This window comes from Enterobacter cloacae complex sp. ECL72 (assembly GCF_019056635.1).
Lineage (GTDB): Bacteria > Pseudomonadota > Gammaproteobacteria > Enterobacterales > Enterobacteriaceae > Enterobacter > Enterobacter hormaechei_C.
On sequence record NZ_CP077659.1, the window covers coordinates 817713 to 837272 of the forward strand.

Sequence of the window (19560 nt, forward strand, 5' to 3'; positions counted from 1 at the left end):
TTTGAATGATAAAATAAGTTTTCGTCGTTAGCCAGTGAAAGGGAGGGTTTAATACGATATTTGGTGACAATAATCACAAAAAATAGGTGTTTAATTTGCGATACGAATTAATTTTTCACACACTCACACTGCCAGTGAATCATCAACTGTATCTATCGTTCGTGACACAATAAAAACATAGTTTATGCGCGAGTCTTAACAAAGGGTCTCGTAGGGGGAATAGGATGAATATTTTAGGTTTTTTCCAGCGCCTCGGTAGGGCTTTGCAGCTCCCTATCGCCGTGCTACCGGTTGCAGCGTTGCTGCTGCGATTCGGGCAACCCGATCTTCTTAACGTGCCGTTTATCGCCCAGGCAGGCGGCGCAATTTTTGACAACCTGGCGCTGATTTTCGCCATCGGTGTGGCGTCAAGCTGGTCAAAAGACAGCGCTGGTGCCGCGGCACTGGCAGGGGCTGTCGGTTACTTCATCCTCACGAAAGCGATGGTAACCATCAACCCTGAAATCAATATGGGTGTGCTGGCAGGTATCATTACCGGCCTGGTGGGTGGCGCCGTGTACAACCGTTGGGCAGGTATCAAACTTCCTGACTTCCTGAGCTTCTTCGGCGGTAAACGTTTTGTGCCGATTGCGACGGGCTTTTTCTGTCTGATCCTCGCCGCCATCTTTGGCTACGTTTGGCCACCGGTGCAGCATGCTATCCATGCGGGTGGCGAGTGGATCGTGTCTGCGGGCGCAATGGGCGCGGGCATCTTCGGTTTCATTAACCGTCTGCTGATCCCAACCGGTCTGCATCAGGTACTGAACACCATCGCCTGGTTCCAGATTGGTGAGTTCACCAACGCGGCCGGCGCGGTATTCCACGGTGATATCAACCGCTTCTACGCAGGCGACGGCACCGCGGGCATGTTCATGTCTGGCTTCTTCCCAATCATGATGTTTGGTCTGCCTGGCGCGGCGCTGGCAATGTACCTGGCTGCGCCGAAAGCGCGTCGCTCAATGGTTGGCGGGATGCTGCTGTCCGTTGCGATCACCGCCTTCCTGACCGGCGTGACCGAGCCACTGGAATTCCTGTTCATGTTCCTGGCTCCGCTGCTGTATCTGATGCACGCGATCCTGACCGGTATCAGTCTGTTCGTCGCCACCCTTCTGGGTATCCATGCTGGCTTCTCCTTCTCCGCAGGCGCCATCGACTATGTGTTGATGTACAACCTGCCGGCGGCAAGCAGCAACGTCTGGATCCTGATGGTGATGGGCCTGATCTTCTTCGTTATCTACTTCGTTCTGTTCAGCGCGGTTATTCGTATGTTTAACCTGAAGACGCCGGGCCGCGAAGATACGAAAGATGATGTTGTGACCAGTGAAGCCAACAGCAATACCGAAGAGGGTTTAACCCAGCTGGCAACCAACTACATTGCCGCTGTGGGTGGCACCGACAACCTGAAAGCGATCGATGCCTGTATTACCCGTCTGCGTCTGACCGTAGGTGACTCCGCGCGCGTGAGCGATGCAATGTGCAAACGCCTGGGTGCGTCTGGTGTGGTGAAACTGAACAAACAAACCATCCAGGTTATCGTGGGTGCGAAAGCCGAATCTATCGGCGATGAAATGAAAAAAGTGGTTGCCCGTGGGCCGGTCGCTGCCGCCTCAACGGATAACGCGCCAGTGGCTGACGCGCCGGTTGCAAAACCGCAGGCTGTGCCAAACGCGGTGACCATCGCTGCGCTGGTTTCTCCGGTGACAGGTGACGTTGTTGCGCTTGAGCAGGTGCCTGACGAAGCGTTCGCCAGCAAAGCGGTCGGTGACGGCGTGGCGGTGAAACCAACGGACAAAACCGTGGTCTCTCCGGCTGCCGGTACTATCGTGAAAATCTTCAACACCAACCACGCGTTCTGCCTGGAAACGGAAAAAGGCGCGGAGATCGTTGTCCATATGGGTATCGATACCGTTGCGCTGAACGGTCAGGGCTTTACTCGTCTGGTGGAAGAGGGTGCTGAAGTGGCGGCAGGTCAGCCGATTCTGGAAATGGATCTGGACTTCCTGAACGCCAACGCGCGCTCCATGATAAGCCCGGTCGTGTGCAGCAACATCGACGACTTCAGCGGTCTGGTGATCCAGGCGCAGGGGCAGGTGGTTGCAGGCCAGACGCCACTGTATGAGATTAAAGGCAAGTAATCGCTCCTGAGTAGAGTTATGCCTTTAGCGGCGGGGGATATCCTCCGCCGCTTTTTTTTGCAGCAATTGCCCCCATTATTTTCTTCCGGGACGTTTTAAGGGTTGTCACTACGTCCGGCTTATAAGATCATATGCCGTTATACGTTGTTTACGCTTTGAGGAATCCACGATGAGTGAGGCAGAAGCCCGCCCGAGTAACTTTATTCGTCAGATCATCGATGAAGATCTGGCCAGTGGTAAGCACACCACAGTCCACACGCGTTTCCCGCCGGAGCCAAATGGCTACCTGCACATTGGTCACGCCAAATCGATCTGCCTGAACTTTGGTATTGCGCAAGATTACCAGGGGCAGTGCAACCTGCGTTTCGATGACACCAACCCAGTAAAAGAAGACATCGAATACGTTGAGTCGATTAAAAACGACGTGCAATGGCTGGGCTTCAACTGGTCTGGCGATATCTGCTACTCCTCAGACTATTTCGATCAGCTGTATGCCTATGCGGTTGAACTGATTAACAAAGGTCTGGCATACGTCGACGAATTGTCTGGTGACGAAATCCGTGAATACCGCGGTACGCTGACTCAGCCTGGTAAAAACAGCCCGTTCCGCGATCGTAGCGTGGAAGAGAACCTGGCGCTGTTTGAAAAAATGCGTGCCGGTGGCTTCGAAGAAGGTAAAGCGTGTCTGCGTGCCAAAATCGATATGGCGTCTCCGTTCATCGTGATGCGCGATCCGGTGCTGTACCGCATTAAGTTCGCTGAACACCACCAGACCGGTAACAAGTGGTGCATCTACCCGATGTACGACTTCACCCACTGCATCAGCGATGCGCTGGAAGGCATTACGCACTCTCTGTGCACGCTGGAATTCCAGGACAACCGTCGTCTGTACGACTGGGTGCTGGATAACATCACCATTCCTGTGCATCCGCGTCAGTACGAATTCTCTCGTCTGAACCTGGAATACACCGTGATGTCCAAGCGTAAGCTGAACCTGCTGGTCACCGACAAGCACGTTGAAGGCTGGGACGACCCGCGTATGCCGACCATCTCTGGCCTGCGTCGTCGTGGCTACACCTCGGCGTCCATTCGTGAGTTCTGCAAACGTATTGGCGTTACCAAGCAGGACAACACCATCGAAATGGCGTCTCTGGAATCCTGCATTCGCGAAGACCTGAACGAAAACGCGCCGCGCGCGATGGCAGTGATCGATCCAGTGAAACTGGTCATCGAAAACTATCCGCAGGGTGGAAGCGAACTGGTCTCGATGCCTAACCATCCGAACAAACCGGAAATGGGCACCCGCGACGTGCCGTTCAGCGGTGAAATCTGGATCGATCGCGCCGACTTCCGCGAAGAAGCGAACAAGCAGTACAAGCGTCTGGTGCTGGGCAAAGAAGTGCGTCTGCGTAACGCCTATGTGATCAAAGCCGAGCGCGTAGAGAAAGATGCGGAAGGTAACATCACGACCATCTTCTGTACGTACGACGCAGAGACGCTGAGTAAAGATCCGGCGGATGGCCGTAAAGTGAAAGGTGTGATCCACTGGGTGAGCGCGCAGCATGCGCTGCCGGTTGAGATCCGTCTCTACGATCGTCTGTTCAGCGTACCTAACCCAGGCGCTGCGGAGGACTTCCTGGCGGTTATCAACCCTGAGTCGCTGATTATCAAGCAGGGGTATGCCGAGCCGTCTCTGAAAGCCGCTGAAGCCGGTAAAGCGTTCCAGTTTGAACGTGAGGGTTACTTCTGCCTGGACAGCCGTTACAGCACGGCGGAAAAACCGGTATTTAACCGTACCGTCGGTCTGCGTGATACCTGGACTAAGATCGGCGAATAATCACGCTGGCATGGTCAATGAGAAACAAACGCCGCATAATGCGGCGTTTTTTTATTTAACGATCATGTCGTTAAGCATCGGGATGATGAATTAAAGCCAACATTCCAGGTCAATGTGGTGCTACTTATTTTATTTAAAAAAGTTTGTTGTTTTCCAAAAACAGAAACGCTGAAAAATATATTCACAATATCAATGTTACTTACTGAAAATTAGCGTATTCCCCCGCCAGTACTTGCTTCCCGGTAAATGTTACAAAGCACTACGAAATATGTGCTCTTCGTCATAATCCTGACTTTTGCCTGATTAAAAGCATTGATAATTCGCGTCGCGAAAAATAACCTAAAGACGGTAGTTAATTCGAGGGTATTTCTGACTACCCCCTGACCACTTGGTCTTTTCTGTTTTTCGCCGTTTAAGGCGTTTTAATTCGTCAAAGAGGAATAATCTATGCGTACGTTCAGTGGCAAACGTAGTGCGCTGGCGCTGGCTATCGCCGGTGTGACAGCAATGTCGGGCCTGGTGGTTGCGCCAGAGGCAAAAGCAGCAGGTTTCATCGAAGATTCCACCCTCACGGGCGGTATTTATTACTGGCAGCGTGAGCGTGACCGTAAAGACGTCACTGAAGATAAATACAAAACCAACCTTTCTCACTCGACCTGGAACGCTAACCTTGATTTCCAGTCGGGATATGCCGCCGATATGTTCGGGATCGATATTGCAGCGTTCACCGCAATTGAAATGGCCGAAAATGGCGACAGCGGCCATCCGAACGAAATTGCGTTCTCCTCCAGCAATAAAGCCTACGACGAAGACTGGTCCGGCGATAAAAGCGGAATCAGCCTGTATAAAGCGGCTGCAAAATTCAAATATGGTCCGGTCTGGGCGCGTGGAGGTTATATCCAGCCAACCGGCCAGACGCTGTTAGCACCGCACTGGAGCTTTATGCCAGGTACCTATCAGGGTGCGGAAGCCGGTGCTAATTTTGACTACGGCGATGCGGGGGCGTTGAGCTTCTCCTATATGTGGACCAACGAGTACAAAGCGCCGTGGCACATTGAGATGGACAAGTTCTATCAGAATGATAAAAAAACCAAAGTTGATTATCTCCACTCGCTGGGGGCGAAGTACGACTTCAAAAACGATCTGGTGCTGGAAGCTGCTTTTGGTCAGGCTGAAGGCTATATCGATCAGTACTTTGCTAAAGCCAGCTACAAATTTGATATCGCGGGTAGCCCGCTGAGCACCAGCTATCAGTTCTACGGTACGCGCGACAAAGTCAGTGATGGCAGCGTAAATGATATCTATGACGGCACCGCGTGGTTACAGGCGTTGACCTTCGGCTACAAGGTAGGTCAGGTTGATTTACGTCTGGAGGGAACATGGGTCAAGGCAGAAGGGCAGCAGGGCTACTTCCTGCAACGTATGACGCCAACCTACGCCTCTTCCAATGGTCGTCTGGATATCTGGTGGGATAACCGCTCTGACTTCAACGCCGACGGCGAAAAGGCGGTCTTCTTCGGCGCAATGTATGACCTGAAGAACTGGAACCTGCCTGGCTGGGCAGTGGGTGCGTCCTACGCGTACGCCTGGGACGCGAAGCCAGCAGATATGGCTACGCCAGACGCCTACTACGATCCGAATTACCGTCTGAAAGAGTCTTCATACAGTCTGGATGCGATTTACACCCTTCAGGAGGGCCGTGCGAAAGGCACGATGTTCAAACTGCACTTCACCCAGTATGACAACCACTCCGATATCCCGAGCTACGCGGGCGGTTACGGCAACATCTTCCAGGATGAACGTGACGTGAAATTCATGGTCATTGCGCCATTCACAATCTTCTGATGAATACGCAGGCGGGCGAAATCCCGCCTGCATGGAGACTGCATATGATGAAAAAAATGGTAATCGTTGCGCTGCTGGCATCGGGGCTGGTGGCGTGTGCGCAGGATCAGGCGCAGAAAGAAGACTCCCGTCTGAAGGAGGCGTATAGCGCCTGCATCAATACAGCACAAGGATCGCCAGAGAAGATTGAAGCCTGCCAGAGCGTGCTGAATGTGCTGAAAAAAGAGAAAGCGCATGAGCAGTTTGCGACGCAGGAAAATGTTCGCGTGATGGATTACCAGGCCTGTATCCAGGCGCGGAAAAGCGGTAACGATCAGGAAGTGGCGAAGCGTTGCGATAAGATCTGGGACGAGATTCGCAATAACAATAAATAAGTTGCTTTATGCCCGGTGGCGCTGCGCTTACCGGGCCTACAACGGTGTCACAGCCCGTAGGCCCGGTAAGCGCAGCGCCACCGGACTTTTTTCAGGCAAAAAAAAGCCAACCTTACGGCTGGCTCAGAGTATGAACACGATATTATTTCGCGTCGTGCGCGTGGTCGTCTTCGCGGCAATCGCCTTCAGCGCAGTGACCGTACAGGTACAGGCTGTGGTTGGTCAGGCGGATGCCATGACGGGCGGCGATTTCACGCTGGCGTGATTCAATGGAATCATCGCTAAATTCAATGACCTTGCCACAGTCGAGGCAGATCAGGTGATCGTGGTGATGCTGCTGAGTCAGCTCGAACACGGATTTACCGCCTTCGAAATTATGACGAGTAACAATGCCCGCGTCATCAAACTGGTTCAGCACACGATAGACGGTTGCCAGCCCAATCTCTTCACCCATATCGATAAGACGCTTATAAAGGTCTTCCGCACTGACATGGTGATTGTCTGGCCCCTGAAGCACTTCAAGGATTTTTAACCGAGGAAGCGTTACTTTCAGGCCAGCTTTCTTTAATGCGGTATTGTTGTCAGTCATGCGGAATCTGTCCTGTTGCTAAACGATTCACTTCAAAAGAAGAAGTGACAGAAAATGCACTTGGGATAATGCGTCTCATTATAGAACTGCCATGGCTAAATGAAAACTGCAAGTCTCAAGCAAAGTATGCTTATAAAAACGTGGTATCACCAACAAACTTGTTCGATGGCACCCACTTTTTACCAGGGGGATATTGTACAGGTCTGGGCGAAAAAGTTAAAAGTTTGTAGCAATTAATTTAATCGGTTTTACCTGGAAAACGGGCGCAACCGGAGTTGCGCCGCAGGGATATCAGGCGTTAAGGATATCGTCCAGGTTCAGCTCTTCACGAACCTGCTTAACCCATTTTTCTACACGCTCAGCGGTCAGCTCTGGCTGACGGTCTTCATCAATGGCCAGGCCAACGAAGTGATCGTCATCTGCCAGACCTTTGGACGCTTCGAAATGGTAACCCGCCGTTGGCCAGTGACCGACGATCGCCGCACCGCGTGGCTCAATGATGTCGCGAATAGTGCCCAGCGCATCACAGAAATACTCAGCATAGTCTTCCTGATCGCCACAGCCAAACAGGGCAACCAGCTTGCCGTTGAAGTCTACTTCTTCCAGCGTCGGGAAGAAATCGTCCCAGTCACACTGTGCTTCACCGTAGTACCAGGTCGGGATGCCCAGCAGCAGGATGTCATAGCCCTCGAGATCTTCTTTGCTGCTCTTGGCGATGTCATGCACATCAGCAACGTCTTTACCGAGCTGTTTTTGAATGTTTTTTGCGATATTTTCAGTATTGCCGGTATCACTGCCAAAGAAAATGCCGATGATTGCCATGAGTAAAATAACCTCTTGAAACTTAATGGTATGGTGGCGCAAATTGTCCACGGATAAGGGCAATAATAGCAGAACAGGCAACCCTGCGGAAACAGCTATCACGCAGGACTGCACTCTGTGCTACATGAAAAAGGTAATATTGGGGATTTTCTGACTCACGCCTTGCCGCGTAACGTCTCAAGCTGGGCGATCAGCATCTCTTCGATCAGTTCGCTGCGGCTGATGTTGCGCGCGTCAGCTAACTCGTTAAGCGCATCGACGGCATCGGCATTCAGCTTCAGTTCGACACGCTTAAGCCCACGATTTTTATCGCGTTTAAGCTGGTTGCGTTTATTGATACGCAGCTGTTCATCGCGCGAAAGCGGATTCGTTTTCGGTCGTCCCGGTCGACGCTCATTCGCGAACAGATCTAGTGTCGTACGGTCCGTTTGTTCTTTGGCCATGATTCTGAGACTTCGGGGGAAACACGCCGCCCTGCTAATGCCCGGGCGATAAGCGCGCCATCATACATCACCCAAATCCACACGCCAACGACTGGAAGCCCGTCGTCTTCCGGTCGCTGGCTTTTTAATCAATTCGCTGTATCAGTAAGATAGCGGCGAATGGCGCGCAGGACGGCATCCGGTTTTTCCGCGTGTACCCAGTGCCCGGCACCCGCAATAACGTGAGCGCGAGCCTGCGGGAATTGCGCCAGCAGCGTGTCACGGTATGCATCAGTGACGTAAGGGGAGTTGCCGCCGCGAATAAAAAGGGTAGGGTGCGGCCAGGCGGGGACGGTTTCCCAGCCCACAATATGCGAATACTGATCCCACAATACCGGGACGTTAAAGCGCCATTGTCCGTCAACAAACGATTTCAGCAGGAACTGGACCACGCCTTCCTCATCAAGATGCTCACGCATAACGGCAGCCGCCTGCTGGCGGGTTGCGACACCCGCTTCGGTGACCGCATTGATGGCGGCAAAAATCTCATCGTGACGGCGAACGTCGTAATTGACGGGCGCAACGTCGATGACCACCAGCCCGGAAATTCGCTCAGGGGCCAGCGCAGTGAGCGCCATCACCGCTTTGCCGCCCATTGAATGCCCGATAAGCGTCGCTTTCTGGATATTATTCGCATCGAGGGTGTCCCGCAGATCCTGCGCCATGGCTGCGTAGGTCATCTCCTCCGAGCGCCCAGAAAGACCGTGATTGCGCATATCAACCTGGAGGATCGCGTGATCGGCCACTAAATCGCGCGCAAGCACACCCAGATTATCCAGGCTACCAAACAGGCCGTGAACCAGTACGATGGGAGAATTATTGTTCGGCGATTGTGCAGTTTGCGCTCGGGTATTCAATTTCATGGCAAAGTTCTTTTTTTAGGTTTGTCAGGTTAGGGTATCATGTTGACCATTCTGCCGCCCGGGGGCAAGGATCCAGTTTAATCTGACTTTTGCCGCCAACCTGGTTTGACGCTATCCGCTGTTGGGATTTGACCTTATAATCTCAACGACTTGTATTCAGATAAGATATCGCACTGGATTAAGATGAAAACAATCGAAGTTGATGACGAACTCTATCAGTATATTGCCAGCCAGACGCGGCATATTGGGGAGAGCGCGTCCGACATTTTACGGCGCATGCTCAAAATTTCCGCCGCCTCACAGCCCACTCCTGTCACTAAAGATGTCGTGTCTCAGCCGAGCGTTGTTGCACAAGTAAAACCTGCCGTCATGCCGGCAAAAGACAAAGTGCGAGCGATGCGCGAGCTGCTGCTGTCCGATGAATATGCCGAGCAGAAAAAGGCGGTTAACCGCTTTATGCTGGTGCTGTCTACACTTTACTCACTGGATAACAACGCATTTGCAGAAGCGACAGAGTCGCTGCACGGTCGCACGCGCGTTTACTTCGCAGGCGACGAGCAGACCCTGCTGCAAAATGGCAACCAAACCAAACCCAAACACGTTCCCGGTACACCATACTGGGTGATCACCAACACCAATACGGGCCGTAAGTGCAGCATGATCGAACATATCATGCAGTCCATGCAGTTCCCGGCGGAATTGATCGAAAAGGTTTGCGGTACAATTTAACCCTTGCATCAGAAGGACCAGGCAATGGCAAATCACAGCCGTGCAGGACAACCTGCACAACAACGCGATTTGATTAACGTCGCTCAACTGACCGCGCAGTACTACGTGCTGAAGCCGGTGGTGGGCAACGCAGAACACGCAGTGAAGTTTGGTACATCTGGCCACCGCGGTAGTGCGGCGCGCCACAGCTTTAACGAACCGCACATTCTGGCCATTGCTCAGGCCATCGCGGAAGAGCGCGCCAAAAATGGCGTCACCGGTCCGTGCTATGTAGGGAAAGATACCCACGCCCTGTCTGAACCTGCTTTTATCTCCGTGCTGGAAGTGCTGGCGGCGAACGGCGTAGACGTGATTGTTCAGGAGAACAACGGTTTTACGCCAACGCCAGCGGTTTCTAACGCTATTCTGGTACACAACAAAAAAGGTGGCGCGCAGGCTGACGGCATTGTGATCACCCCGTCCCACAACCCACCGGAAGATGGCGGCATCAAGTACAACCCACCTAACGGTGGCCCGGCGGATACCAACGTCACGAAAGTGGTGGAAGATCGTGCCAACGCGTTACTGGCTAACGGTCTGAACGGTGTGAAACGCATCTCGCTGGATGAAGCCATGGCCTCCGGCCACGTGAAAGAGCAGGATCTGGTGCAGCCGTTCGTGGAAGGGCTGGCGGATATCGTCGATATGGCCGCTATCCAGAAAGCCGGTCTGAAGCTGGGCGTGGATCCACTGGGCGGCTCCGGTATTGAATACTGGAAACGCATTGCCGAGCACTACAAGCTGGATCTGACCATCGTGAACGATCACGTCGATCAGACCTTCCGCTTTATGCACCTGGACAAAGACGGCGCGATCCGTATGGACTGCTCCTCCGAATGCGCAATGGCTGGCCTGCTGGCGCTGCGCGACAAGTTCGATCTGGCGTTTGCCAACGACCCGGACTACGACCGCCACGGTATCGTCACCCCGGCAGGGCTGATGAACCCGAACCACTACCTGGCTGTTGCAATCAATTATCTCTTCCAGCACCGTCCGCAGTGGGGCAAAGAGGTCGCGGTGGGTAAAACGCTGGTCTCTTCCGCTATGATTGACCGTGTGGTCGACGCGCTGGGTCGCAAGCTGGTGGAAGTGCCGGTGGGCTTTAAGTGGTTTGTTGATGGTCTGCACGACGGCAGCTTCGGCTTTGGCGGTGAAGAGAGCGCGGGGGCATCCTTCCTGCGCTTCGACGGCACCCCATGGTCAACCGATAAAGACGGCATCATCATGTGCCTGCTGGCGGCGGAAATCACCGCGGTCACCGGTAAGAACCCGCAGGAACATTACAACGAGCTGGCGGAACGTTTTGGTGCGCCAAGCTATAACCGTATTCAGGCTAGCGCCACGTCTGCGCAAAAAGCAGCTCTGTCAAAACTCTCTCCGGAGATGGTCAGTGCCAGTACCCTGGCAGGTGACCCGATCACCGCGCGTCTGACGGCGGCGCCGGGTAACGGCGCATCCATCGGCGGCCTGAAAGTGATGACCGAAAACGGCTGGTTCGCCGCGCGTCCATCCGGTACGGAAGATGCGTACAAAATCTATTGCGAAAGTTTCCTCGGCGCTGAGCACCGTCAGCAGATTGAGAAAGAAGCGGTAGAGATTGTCAGCGAAGTGCTGAAAAACGCGTAAGTGCGGTTTGTGTGCCGGGCGGCACTGCGTTTGCCCGGCCTACAACAGCGATCGTAGGCCCGGTAAGCGTTAGCGCCACCGGGCTTTTTTTAGCTATGTTTGTTCTTCAATTCAAATCTCGGCGACACCAGACCGTACAGCGTCCAGCCCATAAAGGTCACCATCGCCCCATACAGCATCGCCTCCTGACCGGACGAGTAGAGCGCATAGAAGCTGTAAATCGCCCCAATCAGCGCCACGATATTGGCCGCCCGGGCTTTGCGCGGATCCACCTTCGCCACCTTCTGAATAATCACCAGCGCCGCCATCGACAGAATGTACGGAATGATGTTCGTCACCACCGCCAGGTTGACCAGCACGTTAAACTGGCTGTTCAGTGACGGGCTGATGGTCATCAGCGACAAACCGCTCTGGAAAATCACAATCGCCAGCATACCCTGCACCGGCGCATCCGCTTTGGTGACGCGGGAGAAGATTTTCGGGAAATAACCTTCGTCAGCGGAAGATTTGAATACCTGGGCGATGGTGAACTGCCAGCCCAGCAGCGAGCCGCAGCAGGACATCACCATCAGTCCCATGATCACTTTCCCTACCTCCGGCGTAAACATCTGCGCAAACGCCAGTCCGAACGGCGCCGTGGAGTTAGCCAGATCCATGTTGGGCACAATTCCCGCAATCACGTTGGTTGAGACGATATAGATCACCGCCGCCCCCAGCGTCCCGCCGAGTACCGCGATCGGCACATTTTTCTCCGGGTTTTCCACCACTTCCGCATTCGCACAGGCCGACTCCAGCCCGAGGAAGGCCCACAGCGTCATGGCGATGGACGATCCCACGGCGGTGAAGAACGGTACGTGATGCGGATTCCAGGAATTGGCGTACAGCGTCGGGCTGAACCAGAACCAGCCGATGATGCACAGGCCGACAACCGGGATGATGACGCCCCAGACGGTGATGCTGCTGAGCTGTCCGGTGATGCGCGCGCCGCCAAAGTTAGCGACGGTGCAGATCCAGAGCACGCCGATGGTCGCCAGCCCAATTTGCACCGGGGTCAGCGTCGCGCCAAACAGCTCTGTGCCGTAACCGACAGCGGAAATGGCAATCGCCACATTGGCGATCAGCAGCGACACGCCATAGGTATAGTTCGCCATAAAGTTACCGGACTTACCAAACGCATATTCGGCATAGCCGCCCATGCCGCCGGACTTGCGGCTGAACATACCGCACTTGGCAAACGCCCACGCCAGCGCCATCGAACCCACGGCGGTAACAAGCCAGGAGATAATCGAAATCGTCCCCACTTCAGCGAGCTTGGTGGGGAGCATGATGATCCCCGAACCCATCATATTCACCATGGTGAGAATAGTGAGTTGCACCACGCCCATCTTGTTGGCCTTACTCATAATTTTTCTCCTTTCAGCAGCGATGGCTGAGCGGCAGGTTGTTTGATGACGTAGCAGCGCACCTGTTTGCGACCGTCACACTCCTCGACGTAAACCCCCTGTAACTCCGGCGCAAAACCCGGCAGCAGATTGATCCCGTCTTCCAGCGCGGCGAAATAGCGCAGCACGGAACCGCCCCAGACTTCTCCCGGCACCACGCACAACACCCCCGGTGGGTAAGGCAGCGCGCCTTCCGCGGCGATACGGCCTTCCGCGTCGCGCAGGGACACCAGCTCGACCTCACCGCGCAGATAGGCATAGTTCGCCTCCTGCGGGTTCATCATGACGCGTGGGAAGTGAGACTTGCGGAACATCTCTTTTTGCAGTTGCTTCACGTTATGGCGGGCGTAGAGGTCATGCATCTCCTGACAAATCTGACGCAGGGTATAATCCGCATAACGTTCCGGATGTTGCTTATAAAGAGAGGGCAGAACCTCTTTCAGCGGCACATCGCTCTGGAGCAGTTTTTCGAAGCGCACCAGCTGGGCGACGAGCTGCTGCAATTTGCCCATGTCCTCCGCCGGGGTGAGCAGGAACAGAATGGAATTGAGGTCGCATTTTTCCGGCACGATACCGTTTTCACGCAGGAAGTTGGCGAGGATGGTGGCGGGCACGCCGAAATCATCGTACTCACCGGTGCGGGCGTTGATGCCCGGCGTAGTCAGCAGCAGTTTGCAGGGATCGATAAAATACTGATGCTCGGCATATCCCTCAAAGGCGTGCCAGCGTTCGCCCGGAACGAAATGGAAGAAGCGCAGATCGGTAGCAATCTCTGCCGTATCCCAGCTTTCCCATGGACGGCCATCCACCGTCTCCGGCACGAACGGACGAATAAACTGACAGTTCTGAAGGATCAGTTTCCGCGCTTCAATACCCGTCACCACGCAGTCCATCCACATGTTGCGCCCACTTTGCCCCTCGTGCATGCGGGCGTTGATATCCAGGGCGGCAAACAGCGGATAAAACGGGCTGGTGGAGGCGTGCATCATAAAGGCGTTGTTGAGGCGTTTATGCGGGACATAGCGCGGCTGGCCTTTTATGTGGCTGTCCTTCTTATGGATTTGCGAGGTTTGCGAGAAGCCCGCCTGCTGCTTATGCACCGACTGGGTCACCAGAATGCCCGGATCGTTTTCGTTCAGCTCCAGCAGCAGCGGCGAGCAGTCGGCCATCATCGGGATAAACTGCTCGTAACCCACCCAGGCGGAGTCAAACAGAATGTAATCGCACAGGTGACCAATCTTATCCACCACCTGACGGGCGTTATAAATGGTACCGTCGTAGGTGCCCAGCTGGATCACCGCCAGACGGAACGGACGTTCATCCCGCGCACGGCCAGGCGCGACCTCTGACACCAGCTCCCGCAGGTAGCTCTCGTCGAAACAGTGTGCGTCGATACCGCCGATAAATCCGTACGGGTTGCGCGCCGTTTCCAGATACACCGGCGTCGCGCCCGCCTGTAACAGCGCCCCGTGGTGATTAGATTTATGGTTATTGCGATCGAACAGCACCAGATCGCCTGGCGTGAGCAGGGCATTGAGCACCACCTTGTTGGAAGAGGAGGTGCCGTTCAGCACGAAGTAGGTTTTATCCGCATTAAAGACTTTTGCCGCATGCTGCTGGGCGATGCATGGCGCGCCTTCGTGGATCAGCAGATCGCCCATTGCCACGTCGGCATTGCACAGATCGGCGCGGAAAAGCGTTTCGCCAAAGAAATCGACAAACTGGTTTCCGGCCGGATGGCGGCGGAAGAACTGGCCTCCCTGATGTCCGGGGCAGTCAAACGCGCTGTTCCCCTGCTGGACGTAATCGACCAGCGCGCGGAAGAACGGCGGGCGGAGCTGGGTTTCGTACTTCTGCGCAGCCGCTTCAAGCTGGCGTCCGTAGTACGCATTGCTGGTGTCGGAGTACTCAAAAACGCCGTGAATACGCGACAGAAATTCAGCCGGAACCCTTTCTTCTTTATGCGTGGCAATAAACACCGGGATGCCGAATCCCGTGGCTTCTATTTCTTCTATGGCGCCATTGAAAATATCGCTGACGGCCAGAACCACGGCTGCCACATCAATATAATCTGATGCGGTGATATCCACGATGTCGCGCGAAGTGGTAAAGCATTCAGGGCAGGCACGGCTGACGGCAATTTTTAACGTTTTCATCTTTATCTCTTTATTTCAGGCAATATGGGGCCCTCGACTTCTTGCGGTAAAGAAATCGATTATTTCCGGAAAAAAAAGCAAAGCGTGTCCGCTGATACGAAATCAGTTAATTGCTTTTTTGCTGAGTAGAATTCAGTCCGCCCGGTTGCGGAGAATCTGAATCACAAGGAATGAGCGCAGGTGTTCACAGGCAACAGCCTGTAAAATAGCGTTTTTCAGGATAACCTGTAAGCAGATGCGCCAGAAGTCGAAGGACTACCGGGCGTTAAAGAGATGAAAGTCAAAACAGTTACGGTGGGCAAACATCATGATATGTGTTGTCCGCCTTATATGGGGCATTAAACGATTATTGTTTTCCATGTTCAGTTTCCTTTCAGTAATTGAAAGCATGGTCATTTTATCCAGGAGAAAGGGATTAACTGTGAAACAGATCACCAATAACCGATCATTTCAGAAATAATTAGTCGTTTTGAGTGAATAACGCAGATCAAAATGCTGTTTTGTTGGTTCGGTGTTAAATTGATGTTTTAATTGTGTTTAAAGAGGGCGGGTATAGCTATGAAAATAAACTCATCGTTATTTTCATAGCTATATTAAGGCTGGTATGTTTTTTATTTAAAATTAAAGTGAATACTTATTCAGATCATAAACCGATATCCGATACCGGTTTCTGTTAATAAATGACGAGGACGCGCGGGATCGGCTTCAAGTTTCTGGCGAAGGTGTCCCATATAAATGCGTAAATAGTGACTATGCTCGACAGCATTCGGTCCCCAGACCTGGCTTAACAGCTGTCGCTGCGTTAACACTTTTCCGTGGTTATTGAGCAGCACGGCCAGCAGACGAAATTCGATAGGCGTAAGGTGGATCTCTTCTTCCCCACGCACGATGCGGCGGGCGGCAAGATCGACGCGGATATCGCCAAAGGCGTACACCGGATCGGAAGGGGACGTGGCACTGTGTCGACGCAGCGCCACACGAAGCCGGGCCTGTAACTCGCCAATGCCAAACGGTTTGATCAGATAATCATCCGCTCCGGCATCCAGCGCGGCGATTTTATCCGTCTCTTCGGTGCGGGCAGAGAGCACCAGAATGGGCATCTGGCTCCACTGACGCACCTCACGAATAAAATCGATGCCGTCGCCATCCGGAAGTCCCAGATCCAGGATCACCAGATCTGGCTTGCGGGTGGCGGCTTCAATTAACCCCCGTTGAAGCGTACCGGCTTCATGCACGCGCAAGCCGTCGCCTTCCAGCGCGGTACGCAGAAATCGGCTGATAGCGAGCTCATCTTCAACAATCAGAACGTTAATCACAAATCCTCTGGTAATTCATCAAGTTCTGGTGGGGTTTCAAGAGGAAGTGTAACACAAAAGCGTGCCCCACCTTCCGGGCGGTTCTCTGCGGAAATGGTGCCACCATGCACGTCGACAATCGCCTGGCAGATCGCCAGACCCAGCCCAACGCCCGGAATGGCGGATTCCTTATTACCGCGCGCAAATTTTTCGAATATGGCGCGCTCCTGACCGGCCGGAATACCCGGCCCGTTATCCCAGACGTCGAGCCGCAGCACACGTTTATCCACCCTGGCAGCAATCCCCAGCCGGGCCTTTGTCCCGGCGTATTTAGCCGCGTTTTCCAGCAGATTAATCAGCACGCGCTCAAACAGCGGGCCATCCACATGGATTAACGTCAGGGGTTCCGGCATGTCCAGCTCAATATGTCGCCCGCCGAGACCCGGCTCCAGCATCTTCAGCGCACTGCCGACAACCTCCTCAAGGGTGAGCCACTCTTTTTTGAGGTTAAACCCGCCGGACTGAATGCGCGCCATGTCCAGCAGGTTGTTCACCAGGCGCGTGGTATTCAGCACGTGCTGGCGAATTTCGCTGGCCTGCATCGCGTGCTTTGATCCTTCCGCTGCCAGATCCAGCGTCAGAATTTCGGACTGGCCAAACAGCACGGTAAGCGGGGTGCGCAAATCGTGAGACAGCGCTGCCAGCAGCGAATTGCGAATACTTTCGCGCTCGCTTGCCAGCCGCGCCTGCTCTTCGCTGGCGGTGAGCGCCAGCCGTTCAAGGGCGCTGGCGACCAGCAGGGTGAAGGTTTCCAGCAGGCGCTGCTGCTCTGGGATCATCAGCTGACGCAGGTTAGACGGCTCGACGATGACCAGCCCGTGATTCTTATCCGCGCTGCGCAGCGGCAGGATCTGGTAAGGCACGCCGGGCAGCGTGTCGGTGCCGGCGCCGGCAGGTAACCCCTTATCGAAACTCCAGCGGGCAATCGCTTCATCCCAGGGCGTCATCCCCGAAGGGGAGGTCAGCGGGCGAAGGCGCCCCTGTTCGTCGGGGAGCAAAATCAGGTTACTGGCATGAAAGGTCGAACGGATAAACTGCTCGCTGGTCTGCACGATATCCCGCTGCGTGCGGCCAACCGCCAGCGATTTTGACATTTCATACAGATGGCGCGTGCGCTGCTCGCGATAGCGGGCAATGCGTGCCTGGTAGCGTACGCCTGCCGTCAGATTCCCGATCACCAGCCCGACGGTAAGCATCACGGCAAAGGTCAGAATGTACTGCACGTCCGAGACAGCAAGCGTCCCGCGCGGAGCGATAAAAAAAAGGTCGAAGCTGATGACGTTGATCACCGTTGCCAGCACCGACGGCCAGCGGCCATAAAAGAGCGCGACCACAACGACGCCGAGCAGATAAATCATGACCAGATTGGCGGCGTCGAAGGCGATGAGCCACTGGCTGGCAATCACCGTAATCAGGGCGCAAAGGACCACGGCCACCAGGCAACCCCGGATCTGAATGCGCCATTTATCGCCAAAGGTGCGAGCATCCGGCGTACGGTTGGGCAGAGGGGCGGGCTTGTCATCCAGCGCGACGATGACTAAATCAAGATCCGGCGCGCGGCGGGCCAGCCTGTCGGCAAAAGATTCGCGGCTAAACCAGCGGCGATGCTGTCGACGTCCAATGACAATCTTGCCCAGGTTGTGCTCGCGCGCGTAGCGCAGAATGGCTTTATCTTCCTGCGGTTCGGAAAGGGTGGCGGTTTCGGCACCCAGCTCCTGCGCCAGCCGCAGCGCGCTCAAAATGGCGCGACGCTGATTTTCTGGCAGGCCATGCAGCTGCGGCGTTTCGACGTAGACCGCGTGCCAGACGCTGCCAAATTTCGCTGCCAGCCGGGCGGCGGTGCGAACCAGTTTTTCGTTGCCGCTGCCGTGACCAATGCATAACAGAATGGCGTCCCGCGTGTGCCAGACGCGCTCTTGTCCCTGTAGGTCTCGCCAGGCGCGCATCTGGTCATCAACGCGATCGGCGGTGCGGCGCAGGGCCAGCTCGCGCAGGGCAATCAGGTTTCCTTTGCGGAAAAAATGTTCGATGGCGCGTTCGGCCTGGCCGGCAATATACACTTTGCCTTCGTGCAGGCGCTGGCGTAGATCGTCCGGCGGCAGGTCAACCAGTACGACTTCATCGGCAGAATCAAAAAACGGATCGGGGACGGTTTCCCGCACCTGGATACCGGTTACGCCGCTCACTACGTCGTTCAGGCTTTCCAGATGCTGAACATTCACCGTGGTGAAGACGTTAATGCCTGCCTCAAGCAGCTCCTCAACATCCTGCCAGCGCTTCGGATGGCGGGAGCCTGGCGCATTGCTGTGCGCCAGTTCGTCCATCAGGATCAGGGCAGGGCGGCGGGCGAGGGCGGCATCAAGATCAAACTCCGTGACCAGCCGCCCGCGATGGCTGATACGCTGGGGCGGCTGCGTCGCCAGCCCCTTCAGCAGCGCAGCCGTCTCTTTGCGACCGTGGGTTTCCACCACGCCGATGAGAATATCAAGCCCCTGCGCCCGAAGCCGCTGGGCTTCCGTCAGCATGGCGAAGGTTTTCCCGACGCCCGCGCAGGCGCCGAAGAAAATTTTCAGCTTGCCGCGGTGGGCTTCAGCCGTCTGTTCAAGCAGCCTGTCCGGATCCGGGCGCATGGGCTCGTCGGTCATTTAGTTCTTCCTTAGCGCGTCCAGCGCCAGATTCAGCTCAACAATGTTCACTACCGGCATGCCGATGAAGCTGACCAGCGGCTTTTGCGTATGTTCTGCGACCAGCTGGCTCACCTGCTCGACGGTCAGCTGACGGGCGGCTGCCACGCGTGGGATCTGCCACACCACCGCATCCGGCGTCAGGCTGTAATCCAGCCCGCTCGCGGAAGCGGTGATCAGCTCAACCGGCACCTCACGGCTGGCCTGCGGATTCGCGGCGCGCAGGGCGGCAACGCGTTCAGCAACGGCTTTGTCCAGGTCAGGATTACTGCCAGCCAGATTGCTGCCGCCGGAGGCCATTGGATTATACGGGCTTTCCGCAGTGGCGGAAGGGCGTCCCTGGAAGTAGCGCGGGTCCGTAAAGTTCTGCCCAATCAGACGCGAGCCGCGGTTTTCACCGTTCTGGATAATCAGCGAGCCGTTGGCCTGATCTTTAAACCACCACTGGCCCAGCGCGGTAGTCATCAGCGGGTAAAGCCCGCCGGTAATCAGAGACAGCAGAATAAACAACAGTATAGCGGGACGTAACATCGTCATTGGATC

At 54.9% G+C, this 19560-nt stretch carries 16 protein-coding genes and 1 pseudogene; 6 read left to right on the plus strand and 11 right to left on the minus strand.

Translation table 11 applies throughout. From position 1 onward, the window contains the following. Nucleotides 1-224 precede the first annotated feature (224 nt). Nucleotides 225-2174 carry a PTS N-acetyl glucosamine transporter subunit IIABC gene (gene nagE, locus KTH07_RS03885; RefSeq protein ID WP_023296120.1) on the plus strand — a complete coding sequence of 650 codons (1950 nt, stop codon included), beginning with the start codon at nt 225-227 and terminating at the stop codon, nt 2172-2174. Between the two features lie 169 nt (nt 2175-2343). Further along, complete coding sequence (gene glnS, locus KTH07_RS03890) at nt 2344-4011, plus strand: glutamine--tRNA ligase (protein WP_023303298.1); 1668 nt, start codon at nt 2344-2346, stop codon at nt 4009-4011. 251 nt (nt 4012-4262) lie between these two features. On the opposite strand, the pseudogene KTH07_RS23575 reads toward glnS, so the two are convergent. Continuing rightward, nucleotides 4263-4331, minus strand: a pseudogene (locus KTH07_RS23575) (hypothetical protein); the annotation flags it as partial. Nucleotides 4332-4458: 127 nt separating this feature from the next. Between KTH07_RS23575 and chiP the strand changes: the two are divergent. Both chiP and chiQ read left to right on the plus strand, forming a co-directional pair. Next, nucleotides 4459-5856, plus strand: coding sequence for a chitoporin (chiP, locus tag KTH07_RS03895; protein ID WP_017694280.1), 1398 nt, complete (start codon nt 4459-4461; stop codon nt 5854-5856). Nucleotides 5857-5903: 47 nt separating this feature from the next. Further along, nucleotides 5904-6230: a ChiQ/YbfN family lipoprotein gene (chiQ, locus tag KTH07_RS03900; protein ID WP_032102682.1), complete on the plus strand. Its 327-nt coding sequence runs from the start codon at nt 5904-5906 to the stop codon at nt 6228-6230. Nucleotides 6231-6372: 142 nt separating this feature from the next. On the opposite strand, the gene fur is transcribed toward chiQ, so the two are convergent. The 4 genes from fur to ybfF all read right to left on the minus strand — a co-directional run bounded on the left by fur (nt 6373) and on the right by ybfF (nt 8986). Further along, the gene (gene fur, locus KTH07_RS03905; RefSeq protein ID WP_010428651.1) at nt 6373-6819 is read right to left on the minus strand and encodes a ferric iron uptake transcriptional regulator; all 447 of its coding nucleotides are present in this window, start codon (nt 6817-6819) and stop codon (nt 6373-6375) included. Between the two features lie 291 nt (nt 6820-7110). After that, complete coding sequence (gene fldA, locus KTH07_RS03910) at nt 7111-7641, minus strand: flavodoxin FldA (RefSeq protein WP_003858653.1); 531 nt, start codon at nt 7639-7641, stop codon at nt 7111-7113. 155 nt (nt 7642-7796) lie between these two features. Beyond that, the gene (gene ybfE, locus KTH07_RS03915; RefSeq protein ID WP_003858652.1) at nt 7797-8084 is read right to left on the minus strand and encodes a LexA regulated protein; all 288 of its coding nucleotides are present in this window, start codon (nt 8082-8084) and stop codon (nt 7797-7799) included. A 128-nt stretch (nt 8085-8212) separates the two neighbouring features. After that, nucleotides 8213-8986 carry an esterase gene (gene ybfF, locus KTH07_RS03920; RefSeq protein WP_015571124.1) on the minus strand — a complete coding sequence of 258 codons (774 nt, stop codon included), beginning with the start codon at nt 8984-8986 and terminating at the stop codon, nt 8213-8215. A gap of 183 nt (nt 8987-9169) precedes the next feature. Here ybfF and seqA point away from each other — a divergent pair, with 183 nt between their 5' ends. Continuing rightward, nucleotides 9170-9715 carry a replication initiation negative regulator SeqA gene (seqA, locus tag KTH07_RS03925; RefSeq protein ID WP_003858650.1) on the plus strand — a complete coding sequence of 182 codons (546 nt, stop codon included), beginning with the start codon at nt 9170-9172 and terminating at the stop codon, nt 9713-9715. A 24-nt stretch (nt 9716-9739) separates the two neighbouring features. Further along, on the plus strand, nt 9740-11380 hold the full coding sequence (pgm, locus tag KTH07_RS03930) for a phosphoglucomutase (alpha-D-glucose-1,6-bisphosphate-dependent) (protein WP_017384980.1): 1641 nt from the start codon (nt 9740-9742) through the stop codon (nt 11378-11380). Nucleotides 11381-11469: 89 nt separating this feature from the next. On the opposite strand, the gene potE is transcribed toward pgm, so the two are convergent. The 6 genes from potE to kdpC form a co-directional block, all read right to left on the minus strand. Next, a complete protein-coding gene (gene potE / locus KTH07_RS03935; RefSeq protein WP_003858648.1) occupies nt 11470-12783 on the minus strand; it encodes a putrescine-ornithine antiporter in 1314 nt (437 codons plus the stop codon). Next, nucleotides 12780-14978 (minus strand): ornithine decarboxylase SpeF, encoded by a 2199-nt coding sequence (speF, locus tag KTH07_RS03940; RefSeq protein WP_015571121.1) that lies wholly within the window; start codon nt 14976-14978, stop codon nt 12780-12782. Before speF ends, potE begins: the two co-directional genes overlap by 4 nt. A gap of 255 nt (nt 14979-15233) precedes the next feature. Then, the gene (gene speFL, locus KTH07_RS03945) at nt 15234-15338 is read right to left on the minus strand and encodes a leader peptide SpeFL (RefSeq protein ID WP_003858645.1); all 105 of its coding nucleotides are present in this window, start codon (nt 15336-15338) and stop codon (nt 15234-15236) included. A gap of 278 nt (nt 15339-15616) precedes the next feature. Then, complete coding sequence (gene kdpE / locus KTH07_RS03950; protein ID WP_003858643.1) at nt 15617-16294, minus strand: two-component system response regulator KdpE; 678 nt, start codon at nt 16292-16294, stop codon at nt 15617-15619. Next, nucleotides 16291-18978: a two-component system sensor histidine kinase KdpD gene (gene kdpD / locus KTH07_RS03955; RefSeq protein WP_023303300.1), complete on the minus strand. Its 2688-nt coding sequence runs from the start codon at nt 18976-18978 to the stop codon at nt 16291-16293. Before kdpD ends, kdpE begins: the two co-directional genes overlap by 4 nt. Beyond that, nucleotides 18979-19554 carry a potassium-transporting ATPase subunit KdpC gene (kdpC, locus tag KTH07_RS03960; RefSeq protein WP_015571119.1) on the minus strand — a complete coding sequence of 192 codons (576 nt, stop codon included), beginning with the start codon at nt 19552-19554 and terminating at the stop codon, nt 18979-18981. Nucleotides 19555-19560: the final 6 nt, after the last annotated feature.